The 18969-nt window shown below is 74.7% G+C and carries 17 protein-coding genes; 4 read left to right on the top strand and 13 right to left on the bottom strand.

The window, feature by feature from the left end; all coding sequences use genetic code 11:
- Nucleotides 1–71: 71 nt before the first annotated feature.
- The 3 genes from IG64_RS33800 to IG64_RS33790 form a co-directional block, all read right to left on the bottom strand.
- Nucleotides 72–755, bottom strand: coding sequence for a response regulator (locus tag IG64_RS33800; protein WP_037863435.1), 684 nt, complete (start codon nt 753–755; stop codon nt 72–74).
- Entirely contained in the window at nt 752–2002 is a 1251-nt protein-coding gene (gene macS / locus IG64_RS33795; protein WP_037863433.1) for a MacS family sensor histidine kinase, read from the bottom strand. The genes IG64_RS33800 and macS overlap by 4 nt, the downstream gene beginning before the upstream one ends.
- Nucleotides 2003–2132: 130 nt before the next feature.
- Nucleotides 2133–2978 carry a lysophospholipid acyltransferase family protein gene (locus IG64_RS33790; protein ID WP_234438697.1) on the bottom strand — a complete coding sequence of 282 codons (846 nt, stop codon included), beginning with the start codon at nt 2976–2978 and terminating at the stop codon, nt 2133–2135.
- Between the two features lie 198 nt (nt 2979–3176).
- On the opposite strand from IG64_RS33790, the gene IG64_RS33785 reads away from it, so the two are divergent.
- Together IG64_RS33785 and IG64_RS42600 are read left to right on the top strand one after the other, a co-directional pair.
- Nucleotides 3177–3956, top strand: a complete 780-nt coding sequence (locus IG64_RS33785) for an alpha/beta hydrolase (protein WP_037863432.1) — start codon at nt 3177–3179, stop codon at nt 3954–3956.
- Between the two features lie 595 nt (nt 3957–4551).
- On the top strand, nt 4552–5040 hold the full coding sequence (locus IG64_RS42600) for a hypothetical protein (RefSeq protein ID WP_037863476.1): 489 nt from the start codon (nt 4552–4554) through the stop codon (nt 5038–5040).
- Between the two features lie 112 nt (nt 5041–5152).
- Here IG64_RS42600 and IG64_RS33775 read toward each other — a convergent pair whose 3' ends face one another.
- The 6 genes from IG64_RS33775 to IG64_RS33750 form a co-directional block, all read right to left on the bottom strand.
- Entirely contained in the window at nt 5153–5899 is a 747-nt protein-coding gene (locus IG64_RS33775; protein ID WP_420710031.1) for an endonuclease/exonuclease/phosphatase family protein, read from the bottom strand.
- 218 nt (nt 5900–6117) lie between these two features.
- Nucleotides 6118–7071 (bottom strand): ROK family glucokinase, encoded by a 954-nt coding sequence (locus tag IG64_RS33770; protein WP_037863429.1) that lies wholly within the window; start codon nt 7069–7071, stop codon nt 6118–6120.
- Nucleotides 7072–7161: 90 nt separating this feature from the next.
- Nucleotides 7162–7773, bottom strand: coding sequence for a DUF5304 domain-containing protein (locus tag IG64_RS33765; protein ID WP_037863428.1), 612 nt, complete (start codon nt 7771–7773; stop codon nt 7162–7164).
- A 57-nt stretch (nt 7774–7830) separates the two neighbouring features.
- The gene (locus IG64_RS33760) at nt 7831–9006 is read right to left on the bottom strand and encodes an ArsA family ATPase (RefSeq protein WP_037863427.1); all 1176 of its coding nucleotides are present in this window, start codon (nt 9004–9006) and stop codon (nt 7831–7833) included.
- Nucleotides 9007–9246: 240 nt separating this feature from the next.
- On the bottom strand, nt 9247–9717 hold the full coding sequence (locus tag IG64_RS33755) for an SRPBCC family protein (protein ID WP_037863426.1): 471 nt from the start codon (nt 9715–9717) through the stop codon (nt 9247–9249).
- 143 nt (nt 9718–9860) lie between these two features.
- Complete coding sequence (locus tag IG64_RS33750; RefSeq protein WP_037863424.1) at nt 9861–10616, bottom strand: metallophosphoesterase family protein; 756 nt, start codon at nt 10614–10616, stop codon at nt 9861–9863.
- Between the two features lie 348 nt (nt 10617–10964).
- Here IG64_RS33750 and IG64_RS33745 point away from each other — a divergent pair, with 348 nt between their 5' ends.
- On the top strand, nt 10965–12761 hold the full coding sequence (locus IG64_RS33745; protein ID WP_037863422.1) for an AMP-dependent synthetase/ligase: 1797 nt from the start codon (nt 10965–10967) through the stop codon (nt 12759–12761).
- A gap of 358 nt (nt 12762–13119) precedes the next feature.
- On the opposite strand, the gene IG64_RS33740 is transcribed toward IG64_RS33745, so the two are convergent.
- Entirely contained in the window at nt 13120–14262 is a 1143-nt protein-coding gene (locus tag IG64_RS33740; protein WP_037863420.1) for a glycosyltransferase family 4 protein, read from the bottom strand.
- 183 nt (nt 14263–14445) lie between these two features.
- Here IG64_RS33740 and IG64_RS33735 point away from each other — a divergent pair, with 183 nt between their 5' ends.
- A complete protein-coding gene (locus IG64_RS33735; RefSeq protein WP_420710032.1) occupies nt 14446–15762 on the top strand; it encodes a glycosyltransferase 87 family protein in 1317 nt (438 codons plus the stop codon).
- Nucleotides 15763–15814: 52 nt separating this feature from the next.
- On the opposite strand, the gene IG64_RS33730 is transcribed toward IG64_RS33735, so the two are convergent.
- From IG64_RS33730 to IG64_RS33720, 3 genes are all read right to left on the bottom strand, one after another.
- Entirely contained in the window at nt 15815–17005 is a 1191-nt protein-coding gene (locus IG64_RS33730) for a hypothetical protein (protein ID WP_078884374.1), read from the bottom strand.
- A gap of 31 nt (nt 17006–17036) precedes the next feature.
- On the bottom strand, nt 17037–18092 hold the full coding sequence (locus IG64_RS33725) for an NlpC/P60 family protein (protein WP_037863416.1): 1056 nt from the start codon (nt 18090–18092) through the stop codon (nt 17037–17039).
- Between the two features lie 314 nt (nt 18093–18406).
- A partial coding sequence (locus tag IG64_RS33720) for a C40 family peptidase (RefSeq protein ID WP_037863413.1) occupies nt 18407–18969 on the bottom strand: 563 nt, incomplete at its 5' end.

Below are 18969 nucleotides of genomic sequence, written 5' to 3'. Positions count from 1 at the left end.
TTCCGGTGGAATGTCCGGTAGTTGATCACCGCGAATCCACTCGAAAGAGTGGGTGGGCCGCGTACGCGGGTTTACTCGCCGTCGAGTCCGCGCTCGATGGCGTAGCGGACCAGTTCCACCCGGTTGTGCAGCTGGAGCTTGCCGAGGGTGTTCTGCACGTGGTTCTGGACGGTGCGGTGCGAGATGACCAGACGCTCGGCGATCTGCTTGTAGCTCAGGCCCTTGGCGACCAGGCGCAGCACCTCGGTCTCGCGGTCGGTGAGCCGGGGTGCCTTCGGGCCGCTGTCGGCGACGGCGTCCGCGGGCGCCGGCTCGGCGGCCAGGCGCCGGTACTCGCCGAGGACCAGCCCGGCCAGCCCGGGCGTGAACACCGGGTCGCCGACGGCGGTCCGGCGCACCGCGTCCAGCAGTTCCTCCGTCGAGGCCGACTTCAGCAGGTAGCCGGTCGCGCCCGACTTCACGGCCTCCAGCACGTCGGCGTGCTCACCGCTGGCGGAGAGCACCAGCACCCGCAACGCCGGGTTGTGCGCGACGAGTTCCTTGCAGACCTGCACACCGGGCTTGGCGGGCAGGTTGAGGTCCAGCACGAGCACGTCCGGCGCCGCGGCCTTGGCACGGCGCACCGCCTGCTCGCCGTCGCCCGCCGTGGCGACCACGTCGAGTCCGGACTCGGCCAGGTCGCGGGCGACGGCGTCGCGCCACATGGGGTGGTCGTCGACCACCATCACCTTGATCGGGTCCTGCTGTGTGCTCATCGGCTCTCCGCCTTCCCCCGCGCCGGCTTCGCCCGCTTCGGTACGTTCAGTTCGACTTCCGTGCCCTGGCCGGGCACCGAGACCAGTTCGGCGGTGCCGCCGATGTCGCGCAGCCGGCCCCGGATCGACTGGGCCACCCCGAGCCGGCCCTCGCCCTCGGCCTGCGCGAGCCGCCCGGCCGGAATGCCGGGCCCGTCGTCGCGCACGGTCACGAGCACGGCGTCCGGCTCGTCCTCGACGAGGATCCACGCGCGCGCGTCCTGACCCGCGTGCCGGCGGACGTTGTCCAGCGCGGCCCCGACCGCGGCGGCCACCTCCCGGGCGGCGGCGGGCGGCAGCGGGACCGGGGCGCCGGGCTCGGCGAGGCTGACCCGGGAACCGGCGTACGGGGCGAGCAGCGCGCGCAGGTCGACCGGCTCGCCGCCGTTCTCCTCCCCGTGCTCCCCGTGCTCCTCGTGCTCCTCGACCACCCGGACCACCGCGCCGTCGGCCGCGTCGTGGGAGACCCGCGAGACGGGGACCAGCCCGCCGGAGACCAGGGTGCGCAGCGCCACCTCCTGCTCGCCCGCCATCCGGCCCAGTTCCGCCGCCTCGCCGCCGATGACCGCGCCGCGCCGCTGCACCATGGCGAGCACCTGGAGCACGCTGTCGTGGATGTCGCGGGCCAGCCGCTCGCGCTCCCTGGTCGCCGCCTCGATCTCCAGGGCGCGGGCCAGAGTGCGCTCGGAGGCGCGGGCCACCTCGACGACGTAGCCGATGGCGATGGAGGCGACCCAGACCAGTATCACGTTGTGCACGGTGTCGCGGGCCGGGGTGCCGCGCTCGACCAGGTTGGCGAGGGCGACCGCGGTGGAGGCCACGGCGGCCCAGCGCCAGCCGCCCTTGACGGCGAAGGCGAGGACGGAGCCGGCGGTCCATATCGACGGCAGCGTCGGGCCGCCGCCCGCGATCCGCGCGTGCGTGTCGGCGAGCGGGGTGAGCAGGATGCCGCCCACCGCGAGCGTCAGGTCGGCGGCGAGGAAGCGCTTGGTGCAGTGCGCGGCGCTCGCCACCCGGGGCAGGGTGGCCAGGGTCCACACGAACAGCACGCAGTAGTACCCGATGGCGACCCAGGGGTGCGGGAAACGGCTGTAGGCGGTGGCGAACAGGCCCACCGCGTAGAACAGGGTCAGCACCCGGTAGGCGGTGAGCGCACGCCACAGCGGCTGCTCGACCGACATCCTCATGACGCGCTCGCGCCTGGCCATGTCCCCCCAGTCCCCGTTCCGTCCCCGTGCGCCCCCCGGAGCGCCAGGGCCTCCCGTTCGGATCGCGCCGCCGGGCTCGCGGGGTCCGGCACCGCGGCCCCGGCTGCCCGCCCCGATCCGCGAGAAGACCCTAGTGCGCGTCCGTCTCCCGCTCGGGGCCCACCGGGCTCTTCCCGGCTCCGGACCCGCCCTGCGCGGAGGCGGTCCGCGCCGCCTTCTCCGCCTCTTTCTCCGCCTTCTCCGCTTCCTTCTCGGCCTTCTCGGCCTTCCCGGCCTCCTTCTCCGCCTTCGCCGCCTCCGCGATCTGCCGCTTGGCCGCGGTCGCGTAGATGTCGACGTACTCCTGGCCGGAGAGCTTCATGATCTCGTACATGACCTCGTCGGTCACCGCGCGCAGCACGAAACGGTCGTGCTCCATGCCCTGGTACCGGCTGAAGTCGAGCGGCTCGCCGATCCGGATCCCCGGCCGCATCAGCTTGGGGACGACCTTCCCGGGCGGCTGGATCTTCTCCGTGTCGATCATGGCGACCGGGATGACCGGCGCCCCGGTGGCCAGCGCCACCCGGGCCAGGCCCCCCGGCTTGCCGCGGTAGAGGCGCCCGTCGGGCGAGCGGGTGCCCTCCGGGTAGATGCCGAACAGCTCGCCGCGCTCCAGCACCTCTATGCCGCTCTTCACCGCCGCCTCGCCCGCACCGCGCGCGCCGGAGCGGTCCACGGGGAGCTGGCCGACGCCCTTGAAGAACGCGGCGGTCAGCCGGCCCTTCACGCCGGGCGTGGTGAAGTACTCGGCCTTGGCGATGAACGTGACCTTGCGGTCGAGCACCGCGGGCAGGAAGAACGAGTCCGAGAACGAGAGGTGGTTGCTGGCCAGAATGGCGGGGCCCTCGGCCGGAATGTTCTCCACGCCCTCCACCCAGGGCCTGAAGGCGAGCTTCAGCGGCCCCCCGATGGCGACCTTCATCGTGCCGTAGAACAACCGACTGCCTCCCGTGTGTGTCGCTCAGACCATAACCCGCAGCGGCGCGGAAGGCGCCTGCGGCCCTGGTCGGTGTCAGTGCCGTCGCGTACGGTGAAGTACCCGCGATCGGCTGCCGGGTGCCGTCGGCGCACCACCCTGCCGCGCCGCACACCTGTCACCGACGTGCCCAGCCCACTTCACGAACAGGAGACCGACGTGCCGGTCCTCCCCGGAGCCGAGCCGTTCCGCCACGAGGGCGGCGAGGTCGGCGTCCTCCTCTGCCACGGCTTCACCGGCTCCCCCCAGTCGCTGCGCCCCTGGGCCGATCACCTGGCCGAGCACGGCCTGACGGTCTCGCTGCCGCTGCTGCCCGGGCACGGCACGCGCTGGGAGGACATGCAGGTCACCGGCTGGCAGGACTGGTACGCGGAGGTGGACCGCGAGCTGCGCGCCCTGAGCGAGCGCTGCGCGCGGGTGTTCGTGGCCGGGCTGTCCATGGGCGGCGCGCTGGCGCTGCGGCTCGCCGCCAAGCACGGGGACGCGGTGGCCGGGGTGGTGGTGGTCAACCCGGCCAACAAGGTGCACGGTCTGTCCGCGTACGCGCTGCCCGTGGCCCGGCACCTGGTGCGCACGACGAAGGGCATCGCCAGCGACATCGCGAAGGAGGACGGCGCGGAGCTGGGCTACGACCGGGTGCCGCTGCACTGCGCGCACTCCCTGCGGACCTTCTTCCGGCTGGTGGACGGCGAACTGGCGCAGGTGACGCAGCCGCTGCTGCTCCTGCGCAGCCCGCAGGACCACGTGGTGCCGCCCGCCGACTCGGCGCGGATCCTCAGCCGGGTCTCCTCCGTGGACGTCACGGAGATCCTGCTGGAACAGAGCTACCACGTCGCGACGTTGGACCACGACGCGGACCGGATCTTCGAGGAGAGTCTCGCCTTCATCGGCCGGATCGCACCCAGTGTCGGCAAGGAAGGGACGGCCGCAGGTGGCTGAGCACGACTCCGACCGCGAGGGCCGCGAGCACCGCGAGCCCACGGCCGACCCGGCGCGGCCCGCGGAGCCGGTACGGGCAGCGGACTCCGGGCGGCCCGGGGACCACGTCAAGCCGGTCGAGCCCGTGCAGGCGGGGGATCCCGTGGGATCGGTGGAGGCCGTGGGCCCGGTGGGCGCCCCGGCTCCGGTGGGCGCCGGGGGCGCCGTGGACGCCGAAGGACCGGCGGATGCCGTGGACCCGGCGGACGTCGTGGAGTCGGCGCGGACCGGGGGGCCGGGGAGCGCCGGGCGGTCCGAGGAGACGGTGCTGCCCGCCGAGCCCGTCAAGGCTTCCGAGCCGGTCAAGGCTTCCGAGCCGGTCAAGGCTTCCGAGGCCGTGGAGCCGGCCGAGGCCGGCGGCCGCTCCCTGGATTCCGCGGGTTCTGCCGGTCCTCGCGGTTCCGGCGGCGCCGGGGGTGCCGGTGGCCCCGGGAGTTCCACGGGTGCCGACGGCTCGGGGGCTCCCGCCGGTTCCGGCGGCACCGGGGCTTCCGCCGGTGGCGCCGGGTCCGATGCGGGTGGGGCCGGCTTCGACGAGGAGGCGGCGTGGGCCGCGATCGTCGCCGGATACGGGCAGGAGCCGCCGGACCCGCCGGGCGCCAGGCCCTTCAAGCCCATCGAGGACCTGATGCTGCCCGAACCGCCGGACGCGGACGGAGCCGAGGGCGGCGGGAAGAACCCGGCCAAGCCGTTGGGCAGCTCGGTGTCCTTCGCGCCCGGCCTCGCCGCACCCGGTACGGGTCCGCGCGACTTCGCGTCGCGCGAGCCCTCCGACGACGACTTCGACGCGGACGACGAGGGCCACTTCGTCCCGCCGGAGCCGCCGCCGCTGCCCGAGGCGGACGCGACCGCGAAGTTCGCCTGGCTGGGCGTGATCGGCGGGCCCGTCCTGCTCCTGCTGGCCGTCCTGCTCGGCTGGGACATGACCTGGTGGCTGACCACCCTCGGCATCGGCGGTTTCATCGGCGGTGTCGCCACCCTGGTGGCCCGCATGAACCCGGGCGACGAGGAGGACGACGACCCCGGCCGCGGGGCCGTCGTCTAGGGCAGGAGGGCGCCGCCGGCCAGGGCGGGACGGCGCCGTCGTCCAGGGCGGCGGGACGGCGCCGCCGCGCCGGGCGCGGGACAGGGCGCCGCCGGCGCCGGGCGCGTCAGCGTCAGGCGCCGGCCGGGATGCGGAGGGCCGCCAGGACCGGAAGGTGGTCCGTGGCCGCCTTCAGGTCCGCCTCCGTCACCGAGGGCAGACCGTGCGGCACCCCGCAGCCGAGCACCTCGACGCCCCGCGTCGCGAACAGCGCGTCGATACGCCGGTGCGGGTCGCGGGCCGTCCAGGTGTGCTCGCCGCCCCACGGCGCCGTGGCCCAGCCGTCCTGGAGCGCGCCGGCCAGCCGGCGGAAGGCGGGTCCCTCCGGCCCCTCGTTCAGGTCGCCGCCCACGACCGCGTGCTCCACACCCATCCCGGCCATCCGGTCCAGGAGCATGCCGCTCTGGGCGTACCGCTCCTCCTTGTCGAGCGAGAGGTGGCAGCCGAGCACACCGAGCCGGGCGCCCCCGAACCGGACCACGGCGGTGGCGAAGCCGCGCCGGTGCAGGCCGGGGGTGAGCGGCAGCAGGACGTCCTCGGTGCGCTCGACCGTGGCCCGCAGCGAGCACAGCACCGCCGGCCCCGCGGCCGTCGCACCGCCGGTGAGGACGACCAGGTCCGACGCCGAGGCCAGCCGCGCCAGCTTCTTGCGCCAGCGGAAGAACCGGGGCGCCTCCTGGAGGAGGACCAGATCGGGCGCGCAGGCGCTGATCAGCCGGGCGAGGGCGGCGGTGTCGTCCCGCATCGACCGGATGTTCAGGCTCAGGACGCGGACGACGGCGGAACCGTCGGGTTCAGTGCGGGAGTTGGGCAGCTGCATGACGATCAACATACGCGGCGGCGGAACCGCTCCCGCACGGCGGTCCGCCCGGTCTCCCGGGTACCCGCGCGCGCCGGTCCGCCGTCCCCGCGGTCTCCTGCGCCGGCCCGCGGCCTGCCCGTACGACGGCGCCCACCGGCCCGGACGGAGGGGACGGTGGGCGCTCATGGCCTCGTGTGCGCCGCGGGCGGCCGGAGCCGGCCCCCGCGGCGGGTGCCTCACATGACCGGGTCGGGCTCCCTGGCCAGGTCGGCCGCGCCCACCAGTCCGGCCTTGTTGCCGAGCTGGGCGGCGATCACGTCCGCGACCGGACGCCAGTTGCCGCCGACCAGCCACCGCTTGTACGACTTGCGGATGGGGTCGAGGACCAGGTCGCCCTCGTCGGAGAGGCCGCCGCCCACGATGAAGGCGGACGGGTCGAACAGGGACGCCAGGTCGGCCAGGCCCGCACCGGCCCAGCGGGCCAGCTCGCGGTAGGAGTCGACGGCGACCGGGCAGCCCTGGCGGGCGGCCATGGAGATGTGCTTGCCCTCGATGCCGTCCGGGGTGCCGTCGCCGAGGGCGAGCAGCACCTCGGCGCGCTCCGGGGTGGCGTTGGCGCGCTGCTTGGCGTAGCGCACGAGGGCGCGCCCGGAGGCGTACTGCTCCCAGCAGCCCTGCGAGCCGCAGCCGCACAGCAGGCCGTCCGGGACCATCCGGATGTGCCCGAACTCGGCGGCCACGCCGAAGTGCCCGCGGCGCAGCTTGTTGCCGATGATGATGCCGCCGCCGAGGCCGGTGCCGAGCGTGATGCAGATGACGTTGCGGTGGCCCTTGCCGGCACCGAACTTGTACTCGCCCCAGGCCGCGGCGTTCGCGTCGTTCTCCACGACGACGGGGAGGCCGACGCGTGCCTGGACCTTCTCCTTGAGCGGCTCCTGGCGCCAGTCGATGTTGGGCGCGAAGTAGACGGTGGAGCGCTGCCGGTTGACGTATCCGGCGGCGCCGATGCCCACGCCGACGATGTCGTGCCCCGCGCGTGCGCCCTCCACCGCCGAGGCGATGGCGTCCACGATGGCCTCGGGTGTGGTGGGGGTCGGCACCTTGAAGGTCGAGAGGATGTTGCCTTCCTCGTCGACCACGCCGGCCGCGATCTTCGTGCCGCCGATGTCGACGCCGATGGTGAGTCCCATGAATCCCTCAGTTCCGGTCGAGCCCCGCTACGGCCAACCGTACCCGAGGCACTGCCGTCGGGGTCCCGGCGGCAGTGTCCCGGCGGAGGGTCAGTCCAGGTCGATGCGTTCCCCGCCGCCGGTGCCCTCGCCCTTGTCGCGGCGGTCGCCGGGCCCCTCCCCGCCGCCGCTCGGACGGGTGTGCGGGCCGTCCTGCGGGCCTCGGCGGGGGCTGTCCCACGGGCCGTCCTCGCCGGGGCCGCCGTCCCTGCGGTCGTCCTCGGCGCCGCCCGTACGGGAGGTCCAGCGGCGTTCCTGGGCCTGGACGGCGGAGCGGTAGGCGGCGAGCAGTTCGCCGCCGGCCGCCGCGAGGTGGCCGAACACGTCCGGATTGCGTTCGCGGACCGGTTCCACGGCGGCCCTGGCCTGTTGCACGACCTGCCGCACCATCTCCTGGGCGGCGGGCCCGGCGACCGGGCCGAGCAGCGGTGAGCGCAGCGAGGACAGCTTGTCGGCGACGGTGTCGACGAGCTTGCGCAGTTCCTCGGCGGCCGAACCCGGGGGCGGCCCGTACCGGGCGCGGCGCCGGGCCTTCTCCGCCTCCAGGTCCTCCGCGCAGGCCGTGGCCCACGCGTCCGCGTCCGCGGCCCGGCGCTCCTCCTCGGTCCGCTGAGCGGCGTCGTCCCGTGCGGCGTCGTCGGACGGTGGGCGCTCTTCGCTCATGGCGCACTCCTGACTACGGTTCGTCCTTCCGACGTTACCCGAACGCGGGGCGCCGGTTCACCTGTCGCGGGGCCAGAGCGCCGGGTCCGGCGCGAACCTGATGCGCAGCTCGCCCTCGCGCAGGGCGGCGCCGGCCACGGTGCAGCGGCGCAGCGCCGAGGGGAGGCCCACGATGCGGCGGAAACCGCCGGCGGTGAGCACGAGTTCGTCGCCGCGCCGCACGAGGTCCAGTTCGTCGCGCCGGGCGCCGGGCAGCGGGATGTGCCACACCAGGACGCCGTCCTCGGCCAGCCGGTCCTCGACGGGCCACTCGACGGGGGCGGTGAGGGGGGCCGGTCCGGTCGCGGGGACGGCGAGGGCGCCGAGGTCGTCCGGGCCGCGCGGGTCCCGGCCCAGGTGGGCGGCCGGGTGGACGGTGTACGTCTGGCCCCACTCCTCCAAAGCCTTGCGCTGCTGGGCGGCCGGACCGGCCAGCCAGGAGTCCGCCGGGGCGTCGGGCAGGACGCGGCTGGCGACCAGGGACTCGACGGGCAGGGCGCGCACGGCCAGGCCCAGGGCGGTGTCGCGGACGGCGTCGGTGCCGGCCGGGCCGGGCTCGGCGACCAGCCGGACGGCGGTGCCCGGGTCGGCGACGACGGCCTCGACGGCGGCCAGCTCGACGTCCCAGCGGGCGGCCGTCTCGTAGAACCGGTCGGCGGGCATGGGGACACCGGCGAGGCGGCCGAGGACCGGGCGCAGGGCGCGGGCGGCCTGCCGCTCGGGCGGCAGCAGGCGGCGCAGGTAGCGGCGGAGTTCCGCGGGGAGGGCGAGCAGGGCCAGGGCCTGCGGAGCGGGCGGCAGGTCGACGACCAGCAGCTCGAAGCGCTCGCTGAGGGCGGCGTCGCGCAGCGCGCGCAGCAGGGCGAGTTCCTCGGCGCCGGGCAGGGGGGTGACCTCCTCGGCGTCCAGCCGGGAGGCTCCCAGCAGGTCGAGGACGCTCGCGGCGCGGTCCTGGAAGGCGGCGAGGTCGGCCCGGAAGCCGGCGGCGGCGTCGGGACGCCAGGCGGTGAGGTCCGGGGCGGCCGGTCCGGGGCGCGCGCCGGTGGGCACTCCCAGGGCCGCGCCGAGGGTGTCGGTGCGGTCGCCGCTGAGGACGAGGGTGCGGGTGCCCTCGCGGGCGGCGGCGGTCGCGGTGGCCGCGGCCACGGTGGTACGACCGGAACCGCCCGGTCCGGTGATCAGCAGGGTGCGCATGGGGCTGAACGCTAGCCGTGTCCGGCGGCTCGTCCGCCTGCGGGGCGCCCGGGCCGGTGCCGCCGGCGCGTGCGTGCTCGGCGCCACGCGCTCCGCGCGCTCGTGCCGCCGGCACCGGCGCGCCCCTGCGGACCTCCCGCGGCCGGCGCGTCAGGACGCGCGGCCCGCGGCGGCACGCGCCCGGCGGACGGTGAGCCCTGACGCGGGGCGGGCAGTGGCGGCGTGGCCCTGCGGCTTCCGCTACTTCTCGGACTCGTGGAACCCGTCGTGGGTCTCGCCCGACTCGACCCGCTTCTTCAGTCCCGCCAGGGCGCGGTCGATGATGACCTTCTCGGCCTTGCGCTTGATCATGCCGAGCATGGGGATCTTGACGTCGACGGTGAGGCGGTACGTGACCTCCGTGGCGCCCGCGCCGGCCGGCCGGAGCAGGTAGGAGCCGTCGAGGGAGCGCAGCATCTGGGACTTGACCAGGGTCCAGGAGACCTCGTCGTCACCGGTCCAGGTGTAGGCGAGGGTCTGGTCGTCCTTGATGGCGCCCGCGTCCATGACCAGGCGGACCTGCTCGGCGCGGCCGCGGCCGTCCGTGCTGAGGACCTCGGCCTCCTTGACCTCGCCGGTCCAGTCGGGGTAGCGGGCGAAGTCGGCGATCACCCCCATGACGTCGGCGGGGGCCGCCTCGATCGTGATGCTCGAGCTGGTGTGTTCCGCCATCGCCGTGGCTCCTCCAGATACGGGCCGGAAGTCGGTCGTCGTGCGCACGGGTGTGCAGCGTGAAGGCTACCGCGCAGGCGAGCGGCGGACTCCACCCCCACCTGCGGACATGGCGGGAAGGACGCGCCCGCGGGTGGACGTGGTCACCACGTCAGGGCCCAGGGTGTGCCGGTGCGGGCGAAGTGGCCGACGTTCACGCACTCGGTGGCGCCGACGCGCATGCGCCGGACCAGCGGCTGGTGGACGTGGCCGAACAGGGCGTAGCGGGGGCGGGTGCGGCGGATGGCGTCGAGCAGGGCGCGGCTGCCGCGTTCGAAGCGGCGGGCGACGGTGTCGTAGACGAGTTCGGGCACGTCGGGCGGGATGTGGGTGCACAGCACGTCGACCTCGCCGACCGCCTCGATCTTCGCGGCGTACTCCTCGTCGCTGATCTCGAACGGCGTTCTCATGGGGGTGCGCAGGCCGCCGCCGACGAAGCCGAAGACGCGGCCGCCGATCTCGACGCGTTCGCCGTCGAGAACGGTGGTGCCCTCGCGGGCGTACTCCGGCCACAGGGGCGGCATGTCGACATTGCCGTAGGTGGCGTACGTCGGGGCGGGGAAGGCGGCGAAGAGTTCGGCGTACTGCTTGCGCACGGCCTGTTCGACGACCTGGGCGCGGTCGCCGTCCAGGCCGGCCCACAGCCGCGCGCCGAGTTCGCGTGCCTCGCCGAAGCGGCGGGCGGTGCGCAGCTCGACGATGCGGTCCGCGTTCTCCACGCCGAACAGGTCGGGGAAGATCCCGCGCGAGTGGTCGGCGTAGTCGAGGAAGAGGATCAGATCGCCGAGGCAGATCAGGGCGTCGGCACCCTCGCCGGCCCGGGCCAGGTCACGGGCGTTGCCGTGCACGTCGCTGACCACATGGACACGTGTGCCGCTGTGACGGGGTGGTGTGGGTGCCATGGAGACAAAGGGTATGCGGTGAACACTGGCGGCCGGACCTGCGGTTACTGGCCAGTCGTTCAGCCGGTCGACTACTGTGCGCGAGGAAACACCCATCGTGTGACGCAGCGAACATCTCACGGGGACCCCCTGTCGAAAAAGGCATACCGACGGGTAACCTCCGGGCAGTCCAGTCGTGCTCTGGATTTCAACCACCGGGCCCGAAGCGGCTCCCTGGCGAAGCCCCTGGGCACCCGACCGAGCCTTGGACCGCACCGTCGCATCACACAACGTCGTGGCGCCGGCGCCCTATGAGGAGCAGCAGTCTTGCGCGAGTTCAGCCTTCCGGCTTTGTACGAGGTCCCCACGGACGGGAACTTGACCGACATCGTCCGCAGAAACGCCGCGCAGCATCCCGAGGTCGCCGTGATCGCCCGCAAAGCGGGTGGCGTCTGGCAGGACGTCACCGCGCGGGACTTCCTCGCCGAGGTGCACACCGCCGCCAAGGGCCTGATCGCCTCCGGCGTCCAGCCCGGCGACCGGGTCGGCCTGATGTCCCGCACGCGCTACGAGTGGACGCTGCTGGACTTCGCGATCTGGAGCGCGGGCGCCGTCACCGTGCCGGTGTACGAGACCAGCTCGCCCGAGCAGGTGCAGTGGATCCTCGGCGACTCGGGGGCGACGGCCTGCCTGGTGGAGACGGACGCCCACGCCGCCGCCGTGGAGTCGGTGCGCGAGAGCCTGCCCGCGCTGAAGAACGTCTGGCAGATCGAGGCCGGTGCGGTCGCGGAGCTGGGCCGGGCGGGCCAGGGGATCAGCGACGCCACGGTCGAGGAGCGCGGTTCGCTGGCGAAGGCCGACGACCCGGCGACCATCGTGTACACCAGCGGCACCACAGGGCGTCCCAAGGGCTGCGTGCTCTCCCACCGCAGTTTCTTCGCCGAGTGCGGCAACGTGGTGGAGCGGCTGCGTCCGCTGTTCCGCACCGGCGAGTGCTCGGTGCTGCTGTTCCTGCCCCTCGCGCACGTCTTCGGGCGGCTGGTGCAGATCGCGCCGATGATGGCGCCGATCAAGCTGGGCTGCGTCCCGGACATCAAGAACCTCACCGACGAGCTGGCCGCGTTCCGCCCGACGCTGATACTGGGCGTCCCGCGGGTGTTCGAGAAGGTCTACAACTCGGCGCGCGCCAAGGCCCAGGCGGACGGCAAGGGGAAGATCTTCGACAAGGCGGCGGACACGGCGATCGCCTACAGCAGGGCGCTGGACACGGCGTCCGGTCCGTCGTTCGGCCTCAAGCTCAGGCACAAGGCGTTCGACAAGCTGGTCTACAGCAAGCTGCGCGCGGTGCTCGGCGGGCGCGGCGAGTACGCGATCTCGGGCGGCGCCCCGCTCGGTGAGCGGCTCGGTCACTTCTTCCGCGGCATCGGCTTCACCGTGCTGGAGGGCTACGGGCTGACGGAGTCCTGCGCGGCCACCGCCTTCAATCCTTGGGACCGGCCGAAGATCGGCACCGTCGGGCAGCCGCTGCCCGGTTCGGTGATCCGGATCGCGGACGACGGGGAGGTGCTGCTGCACGGGGAGCACCTGTTCAAGGAGTACTGGAACAACCCGTCCGCCACCGCGGAGGCGCTGGCGGACGGCTGGTTCCACACCGGTGACATCGGCACCCTGGACGAGGACGGGTACCTGCGGATCACCGGCCGCAAGAAGGAGATCATCGTCACCGCGGGCGGCAAGAACGTCGCACCGGCCGTGATCGAGGACCGCATCCGGGCGCACGCGCTGGTCGCCGAGTGCATGGTGGTCGGGGACGGACGGCCGTTCGTGGGCGCGCTGGTCACCCTCGACGAGGAGTTCCTGGGCCGCTGGTGCGCCGAGCACGGCAAGCCGGCGGGGTCCACCGCGGCGTCGCTGCGCGAGGACCCGGATCTGCTCGCGGCGGTCCAGAGCGCGGTGGACGACGGCAACGCGGCGGTGTCGAAGGCGGAGTCCGTACGCAAGTTCCGTGTGCTGGCGGCGCAGTTCACCGAGGAGTCGGGACATCTGACTCCGTCGCTGAAGCTGAAGCGGAACGTGGTGGCGAAGGACTACTCGGACGAGATCGAGGCGATCTACGCGAAGTAGTGCGGCGGAGGGCGGGATTCGCCGCCCCTCCCGCCGCCCGGCTCGGCGGGCCGCCGGGCGCCCTCGCGGGGGTCCGGACCCCACGGGGAGTCCACCCGCCGGCCCGTCCGACCCGGTCGGTTGTCAGACGCGCCCTCGCGGGGATCCGGACCCCGCAGGGAGTTCGCCCGCCGGCCGTCCGACCCGGTGAGCGGCAAGGCGGGCCCCCGCGGGGCTCCGCCCCGCAGCTCGCGGCGTCCGGTGCGTGCGATCGCAAGGCGCCGGAAGGTCCTTGTAGCGGAGCTACCAGGGCCTTCCGGCAACGCCGCGAGCGTGCGTGCCGGGCGTCGCGAGCCGGGCGCCCCTTTTGTCCGCAGCTCTAAAGCAGCTCGCGCAGGCGTTCCGCCAGCAGGTCCCAGCGCCATTTCTCCTCGACCCACTGCCTGCCCCGCTCGCCCATCCGGCGGCGCAGTTCCTCGTCGGCCAGGAGGGCGGTGACGCGGTCGGCGGTCTCCTCGGGGGAGCCGCCGCGCACGACCCAGCCGGTCTCGCCGTCGAGCACGGCGTCGGGCGCGCCGCCGGAGTCGCCGGCGACGACGGGCAGTCCGGTCGCGGACGCCTCCAGGTAGACGATGCCGAGGCCCTCGACGTCGAGTCCGCCGCGCCGGGTGCGGCAGGGCATGGCGAAGACGTCACCGGCCCCGTAGTGGGCGGGCAGGTCGCTCCAGGGCACCGGTCCGGTGAACCGTACGGAGGCGGCCACGCCGGTCTCGCGCGCCAGCCGCCGCAGGTCCTTCTCGTAGGGGCCGCCGCCCACGATCAGCAGCACCGTGTCCGGCTCGGCGGCCAGGATCGCGGGCATGGCCCGGATCAGGGTGTCCTGCCCTTTGCGCCGCACCAGCCGGGAGACGCACACGACCACCGGCCGGCCGGTGAGCCCGAGCCGGGCCCGCACCTGGTCACCGCCGGATCCCGGGTGGAAGGTCTTCTCGTCCACCCCCGGCGGGAGCTGCACCATCCGCGAGGCCGCGGCGGGCGTCAGCGCGGCGGCGATCCGGGAGCGGGTGTACTCGCCGAGGTAGGTGATCGTGTCCGTGGACTCCCCGATGCGGCGCAGCAGTTGCCGTGCCGCGGGCAGCTGGGCCCAGCCGACCTCGTGGCCGTGGGTGGTGGCCACCAGCCGCTCGGCCCCGGCCCTGCGCAGCGCGGGGGCCATCAGCCCCAGCGGGGCCGCCGCGCCGAACCACACCGACGTGCAGCCGTGCTCCCGCAGCAGGCCGGCCGCGCGCCGGGTGACGTCCGGGGTGGGCAGCAGCATCGTCGTACGGTCGCGCACGACGGTGAAGGGCTGCTCCGCGTCGAAGGCGGCCGTCGCCCGGACGCCCTCGGCGCTCCGTTTCCAGGTGGAGGCGTAGACGACGAGTTGCTCGGGGTCCAGCCGCAGCGCCATGTTGTGCAGGAACGCCTGGATCCCGCCGGGGCGGGGCGGGAAGTCGTTGGTGACGACGAGGGTCTTGTGCATCGCCGCAGACCCTACCCAATCGGCCCGCCCGACCCGGATCCCCGCCCGGCCGGAGTCCTCGCGGCCGTCCGTCCGCCCCGCCGGCCCCCGTGCGGCGGTACTCGCGTGGCCCGCCCACCGGGGCCCGGGGCAGCATGGGAGCCCGGGACGGCAGCCGGTGCGGAGGGACGGGGAGTGGCCGTGGTGGACGAGGCGGGCACGGCGGGGCGTCCGGCCGGGTTCCCTGCGGCGGCCCGGGCGGTGCCCCGGGCGGGGCTTCTGGCGGGGCTCCTGGCGTCCTGGGTGCTGACCCGGGCGGTGCTGCTGCTCGTCGTGTCCGGGGTGCTGGACTTCCCGGGGCCGGACGTCACCAGCGACGTGTCCGTGATCTACCGGGACTGGTACGACGTGCTGCGGCAGGGCGTCTTCCCCTCCGGTGACGTCGCCTGGCAGTACCCGCCCGGCGCCGCGCTCGCCGTCCTCGCCCCGGCGGCGCTGCCGTTCCTCGGCTACGCCCCGGCGTTCTTCGTCCTGGCGTGCGCGGCGGACCTGGCGGTGCTGTGCCTGCTGCTGTACGGCGGCCGGCCACCCGGGCGCCCGCTGCGCGGTGCCTGGGTGTGGACGGCGGGCGCGCCCCTGCTGGGCCCGACCCTGTACGCCCGCTACGACGTGATGGTGACCGCGGTCGCCGTGGCCGCGCTCCTCGCGGGCGCCCGCAGACCACGTGTCCTGGGGGCGCTGGCGGGCTTCGGGGCGCTGCTCAAGGTGTGGCCGGTGCTGCTCCTGACGGGTGCGCGGGCGGCGGCCGGGCGGCGGGCGTGGACGGCGGCGGCCGTGACGGCGGCCGTGCCGGTGGCGCTGTGCGCGGCCCTCGTGCCCGGGGCGCTGTCGTTCCTGGGCGCGCAGGGCGGCCGGGGCACGGAGGTGGAGTCCGTGGGCGCGCTCGTCCTGCACGTGGCCCGGCACCTCGGCTGGCGCGGTGAGGTCCAGCTCCACTACGGCTCGATGGAGTTCATCGGTCCGCACGTCGGTGCGGTGAGCGCGGGCGCCCAGGCGCTGACGGCGGCGGCCTTCGGCTGGCTGCTGTGGTGGCGGCTGCGCTCACGGCGGACCGCGCGGCACCAGGTGCCGTCCCCGGCGCCGCACACGGTCGCGGACGCCGCGTTCACGGCGGTGCTGCTGTTCACGGTCACCAGCCGCGTGATCAGTCCGCAGTACCTGGTGTGGCTGGTGGGGCTCGGCGCGGTCTGCGGGACCTTCGCGAGGAGCCGGATGCGGCTGCCGGTCGGTCTGGTCCTGGCCGCGGCCTTCGTGACGGTGCTGGAGTTCCCGGTGTACTTCGGGAACGTCGTGGCGAGCGACCTGCTCGGCGTCACGCTGCTGTTCCTGCGCAACGGGCTGCTGGTGGCCGCCGCGGTGAGCGCCGCCCGGGGGCTGTGGCGCCCCGCCGCCGGGGGCGGGCAGCCGGCCCTGCCGGAGCAGACCGCCGCCCACGGCAGGCAGCCGTCCCCCGCCTCCTGAAGGCTCTCTCCCTCCCGAAAGCTCCCCCCGGCCCCGCGGCCCCCGCACGCCCTCACCCCAGCTGCGCCCGCACGTACTCCCGCCACTGCCCGGTGAACCGCTGCAGGGTCGTGCCCAGCTCCGTGCGGAGCGCGTCCTCAACCGCCCCCGCCCGCCGCTGGTGCGCGCCGACGGCGCGGTAGAAGGCGTCCAGCCGGTCCTCGCCCCAGTGCGCGGCGATCATCCGGCAGGCCAGCCAGCCGCCCTCGTAGGCCTGGGCGAGGCGGGTGGGGTCCCCGGCGAAGCCGAAGTCCTTGTCGGACGGCAGCGCGGCGGGCACCTGCCCGTCGGCCACGGCGTGCTGGAGTTCGGGCGCGGCCTGCTCGGGGGTGCGGCCCGAGCGCCGGTAGCCGACCCAGTCGGCGTAGCCCTCGGACAGCCACAGCGGGGTGGCGGCGTCGGTGTGGGTGCGGGTGGCGACGTGGGTGGTCTCGTGGGTGAGCACGACCTGTCTGCCGAGCGGGCCGAGCAGGCTGTAGGCGTCGGGGTTGACGACGACCCGGTCGGCCGGCGCCCGCCCGCCGCCGCCCGCCTCGCCGGTGGTGACGGCGGCGATGCCGCGGTAGTCGTCGGCGGGTGAGCCGAGCAGCGCGGCCATCCCGTCCAGCGACCCGGGGACGAGCACGACCACCCGCCGGCTCCAGTCGGTGCCCCACGCGTCCGAGACGGCGGGCACCGCGTGGTCGGCGAGCCCGGCGTAACCGCGCAGCGCCCCGGCGCTCTGTCCGACGCCGAGGACGATGCTGCTGCGGCCGCGCACCACCGACACGGTCCCCTGGTCCCACAGCTGCTGCGCGAAGCCGCGCGCGGGACGGTCGGAGTCGACGTACCACTTCCCGTCGGCGGTGGTGGACAGGGTCACGGTGCGCCCGACGGTGACGGGGGCGGTGTCGTAGCCGGTCACCCGGTAGCTCAGGTCGGCGTCGGCGGTGGTGCGGCCGCCGCTGCGGTGCAGGGCGGTGACGCGATAGGACCAGGCGGTGAACGGGACGGCGTCGAGCTTCGTGTACGGCGCCCGGTCGCCGGTGGTGGCGTAGGCCGCCGGGTCGTGGTGGAGGACCGCCGCCGCACGCGAGTCGAGGAGCCGTTGCACCTGGTCACGGGCGGTGTCGGTGGCGGAGTGCCCGCCGCAGGCCGTCAGTGAGGCGAGCAGCAGGGACGCCGCCGCCGCCATCGTTCCCGGCACCCGCCCTCGACCAGCCATTTTCCGATCGTACGACCGCTCGGGCGCGCCGTCAGACCCTGGTGACCGAGGAGACCGGCAGCATGTGCACGGAGTCGTAGCGCACGGGGGCGCCCGGGTAGGGGGCGTGGATCACCCGGCCGCCGCCCACGTACATCGCCACGTGGCTGGCGTCGGAGCGGTAGACGACGAGGTCGCCGGGGCGGGCCTGGGAGAGCGGGATCCGCCGGCCGGCGTAGCGCTGCTCCTGCGAGGTGCGCGGCAGGTGCACCCCGGCCTGGGCGTACGACCACTGCATGAGGCCCGAACAGTCGAACCCGGCCGGACCGTTGGCGCCCCACACGTAGGGGCGGCCGAGGGCGGAGCGGGCCGCGGCGACGGCGGCGGCCGCGCGCGAGGAGGCGGCGAGGCCCCCGCCGGGACCGGACAGCAGGTCGTCGCGACCGGACAGGGGGCCGTCGCCGGCCGAGCGGGAGGCCCGCTCGTAGGCGTCGCGCTGGGAGCGGTCGAGGGAGTTGAGCAGCCGCCTGGCCTGGGCCAGTTTCCGTTCGACGGTGTGCTTGTGGGCGGCGACGGCCCTGCGGCTCTTCTCCAGTTCGGCCAGCGCGCCGGTGGCCTCGGCGCGTTCCTGGGCGAGTGCGCGCAGGGCGTGGCGCAGTTCCTGGAGTTCGCCGGCCTGGTGGGCGCCGATCCGGTCGAGCGTGGTCGCCTTGTCGAGGTACTCGGCCGGGTCGCGGGAGAACAGCAGCGCCAGGGACGGGTCGATGCCGCCGGAGCGGTACTGCGCCCCGGCCAGCGAACCGATCGACTCCCGCAGCGTGTTGACGTGCTGCTGGTGCCGGGCGATGCGGTCCTGCGCGTCGCGCACCTGACGGCGCAGCACATCGGCGCGCTCGTCGGCCCGGTCGTAGGCCTGGGTCGCCTGCTCGGCCTCGTGGTAGAGCCGGTCCACCTCCGCCCGCGGGTCGCCGTGCGGTGCGGCGGCGGCCGAGGTGACCGGGAGGGCGCCGAGCGCGGCGGCCGCCGCGGACAGCAGGGTGACGGCGGCGCGGGCGGCACCGGTGCCCCGGTCGGACGCGGATGGTGCAAGGCGGCGATGGGACCCCACAGGAAGCCGAACTCCTCCACTGGCCAGCACGGACTGCCTCCCCCGCTGCCGTGGGCCGGGCGGATGCGCCGCGGCGGCAGGGGGGAAACGCGCCCGACAGTAGCCGCGCCGACGGGCACCGGCCAAAGACCTCGGAGGGCGCGCAACCGGGCGCCCCGCCTCCGACACAGGTCAGGGGCGGGGCGTGGGGTCAGCGTGCGTTGATGCGATTCGCCCGTTCGGGCGGTGTGACAGCGTGCGGGGGTGTGCGGTGCGCAGGCCGGGGCAGACGGTGTGCGTGCGGTGGCCGAGGTGCGGGACGGGGTGCCTCCGCGTCAGATGCGCACGCCGAACTGGAAGGGCATGTTGCCGATCGACTCGTAGCGCACGTTGGCACCGGTGTGCGGGGCGTGCAGGACCATGCCCTTGCCGGCGTAGAGGCCGACGTGGTGCAGGTCGCCGTAGAACAGGACCAGGTCGCCCACCTGGAGCTGGCTCTGCGAGTAGATGCGCTGGCCGGCGTTGGCCTGCGCCTCGGAGGTGCGCGGGATGGAGACGCCGGCCTGCGCGTACGCCCAGGAGGTCAGGCCCGAGCAGTCGAAGGAGGACGGGCCGGTGGCGCCGTAGACGTACGGGCTGCCGATCCTGCTCTGGGCGGCGGAGAAGGCGGCGCCCGCGTGGCCGCTGCCCGGGGTGATCTTGCCCATGGAGACCCGCTCGGTGCCCCGGGTGGCGCGGGTCTGCTCGGCGGCGGCGAGCTGCTGCTTCTCCTGGGCGGTGAGCGTGTTGAGCAGCTTCTGCGCCTCGGCGAGCTTGCCCTGGACTTCCTTCTTCTTGCTGCCCAGTTCGGTGCGGGTGGCGGCGAGGTCCTTGAGCTTGGCGGTGGCCTCGGCCCGCT

This window comes from Streptomyces sp. NRRL S-340, assembly GCF_000720185.1.
Lineage (GTDB): Bacteria > Actinomycetota > Actinomycetes > Streptomycetales > Streptomycetaceae > Streptomyces.
The sequence above is the reverse complement of the archived record's forward strand: the minus strand, read 5'-3'. Positions and strand labels throughout refer to the sequence as shown.

What these genes read in the sequence shown, in the direction of transcription:
- IG64_RS33800 (WP_037863435.1), bottom strand. Translation starts at nt 755, where the DNA reads ATGAGCACACAGCAGGACCCGATCAAGGTGATGGTGGTCGACGACCAC.
- macS (WP_037863433.1), bottom strand. Translation starts at nt 2,002, where the DNA reads ATGGCCAGGCGCGAGCGCGTCATGAGGATGTCGGTCGAGCAGCCGCTG.
- IG64_RS33775 (WP_420710031.1), bottom strand. Translation starts at nt 5,899, where the DNA reads ATGCAGCTGCCCAACTCCCGCACTGAACCCGACGGTTCCGCCGTCGTC.
- IG64_RS33770 (WP_037863429.1), bottom strand. Translation starts at nt 7,071, where the DNA reads ATGGGACTCACCATCGGCGTCGACATCGGCGGCACGAAGATCGCGGCC.
- IG64_RS33765 (WP_037863428.1), bottom strand. Translation starts at nt 7,773, where the DNA reads ATGAGCGAAGAGCGCCCACCGTCCGACGACGCCGCACGGGACGACGCC.
- IG64_RS33760 (WP_037863427.1), bottom strand. Translation starts at nt 9,006, where the DNA reads ATGCGCACCCTGCTGATCACCGGACCGGGCGGTTCCGGTCGTACCACC.
- IG64_RS33755 (WP_037863426.1), bottom strand. Translation starts at nt 9,717, where the DNA reads ATGGCGGAACACACCAGCTCGAGCATCACGATCGAGGCGGCCCCCGCC.
- IG64_RS33740 (WP_037863420.1), bottom strand. Translation starts at nt 14,262, where the DNA reads ATGCACAAGACCCTCGTCGTCACCAACGACTTCCCGCCCCGCCCCGGC.
- IG64_RS33730 (WP_078884374.1), bottom strand. Translation starts at nt 17,005, where the DNA reads ATGGCTGGTCGAGGGCGGGTGCCGGGAACGATGGCGGCGGCGGCGTCC.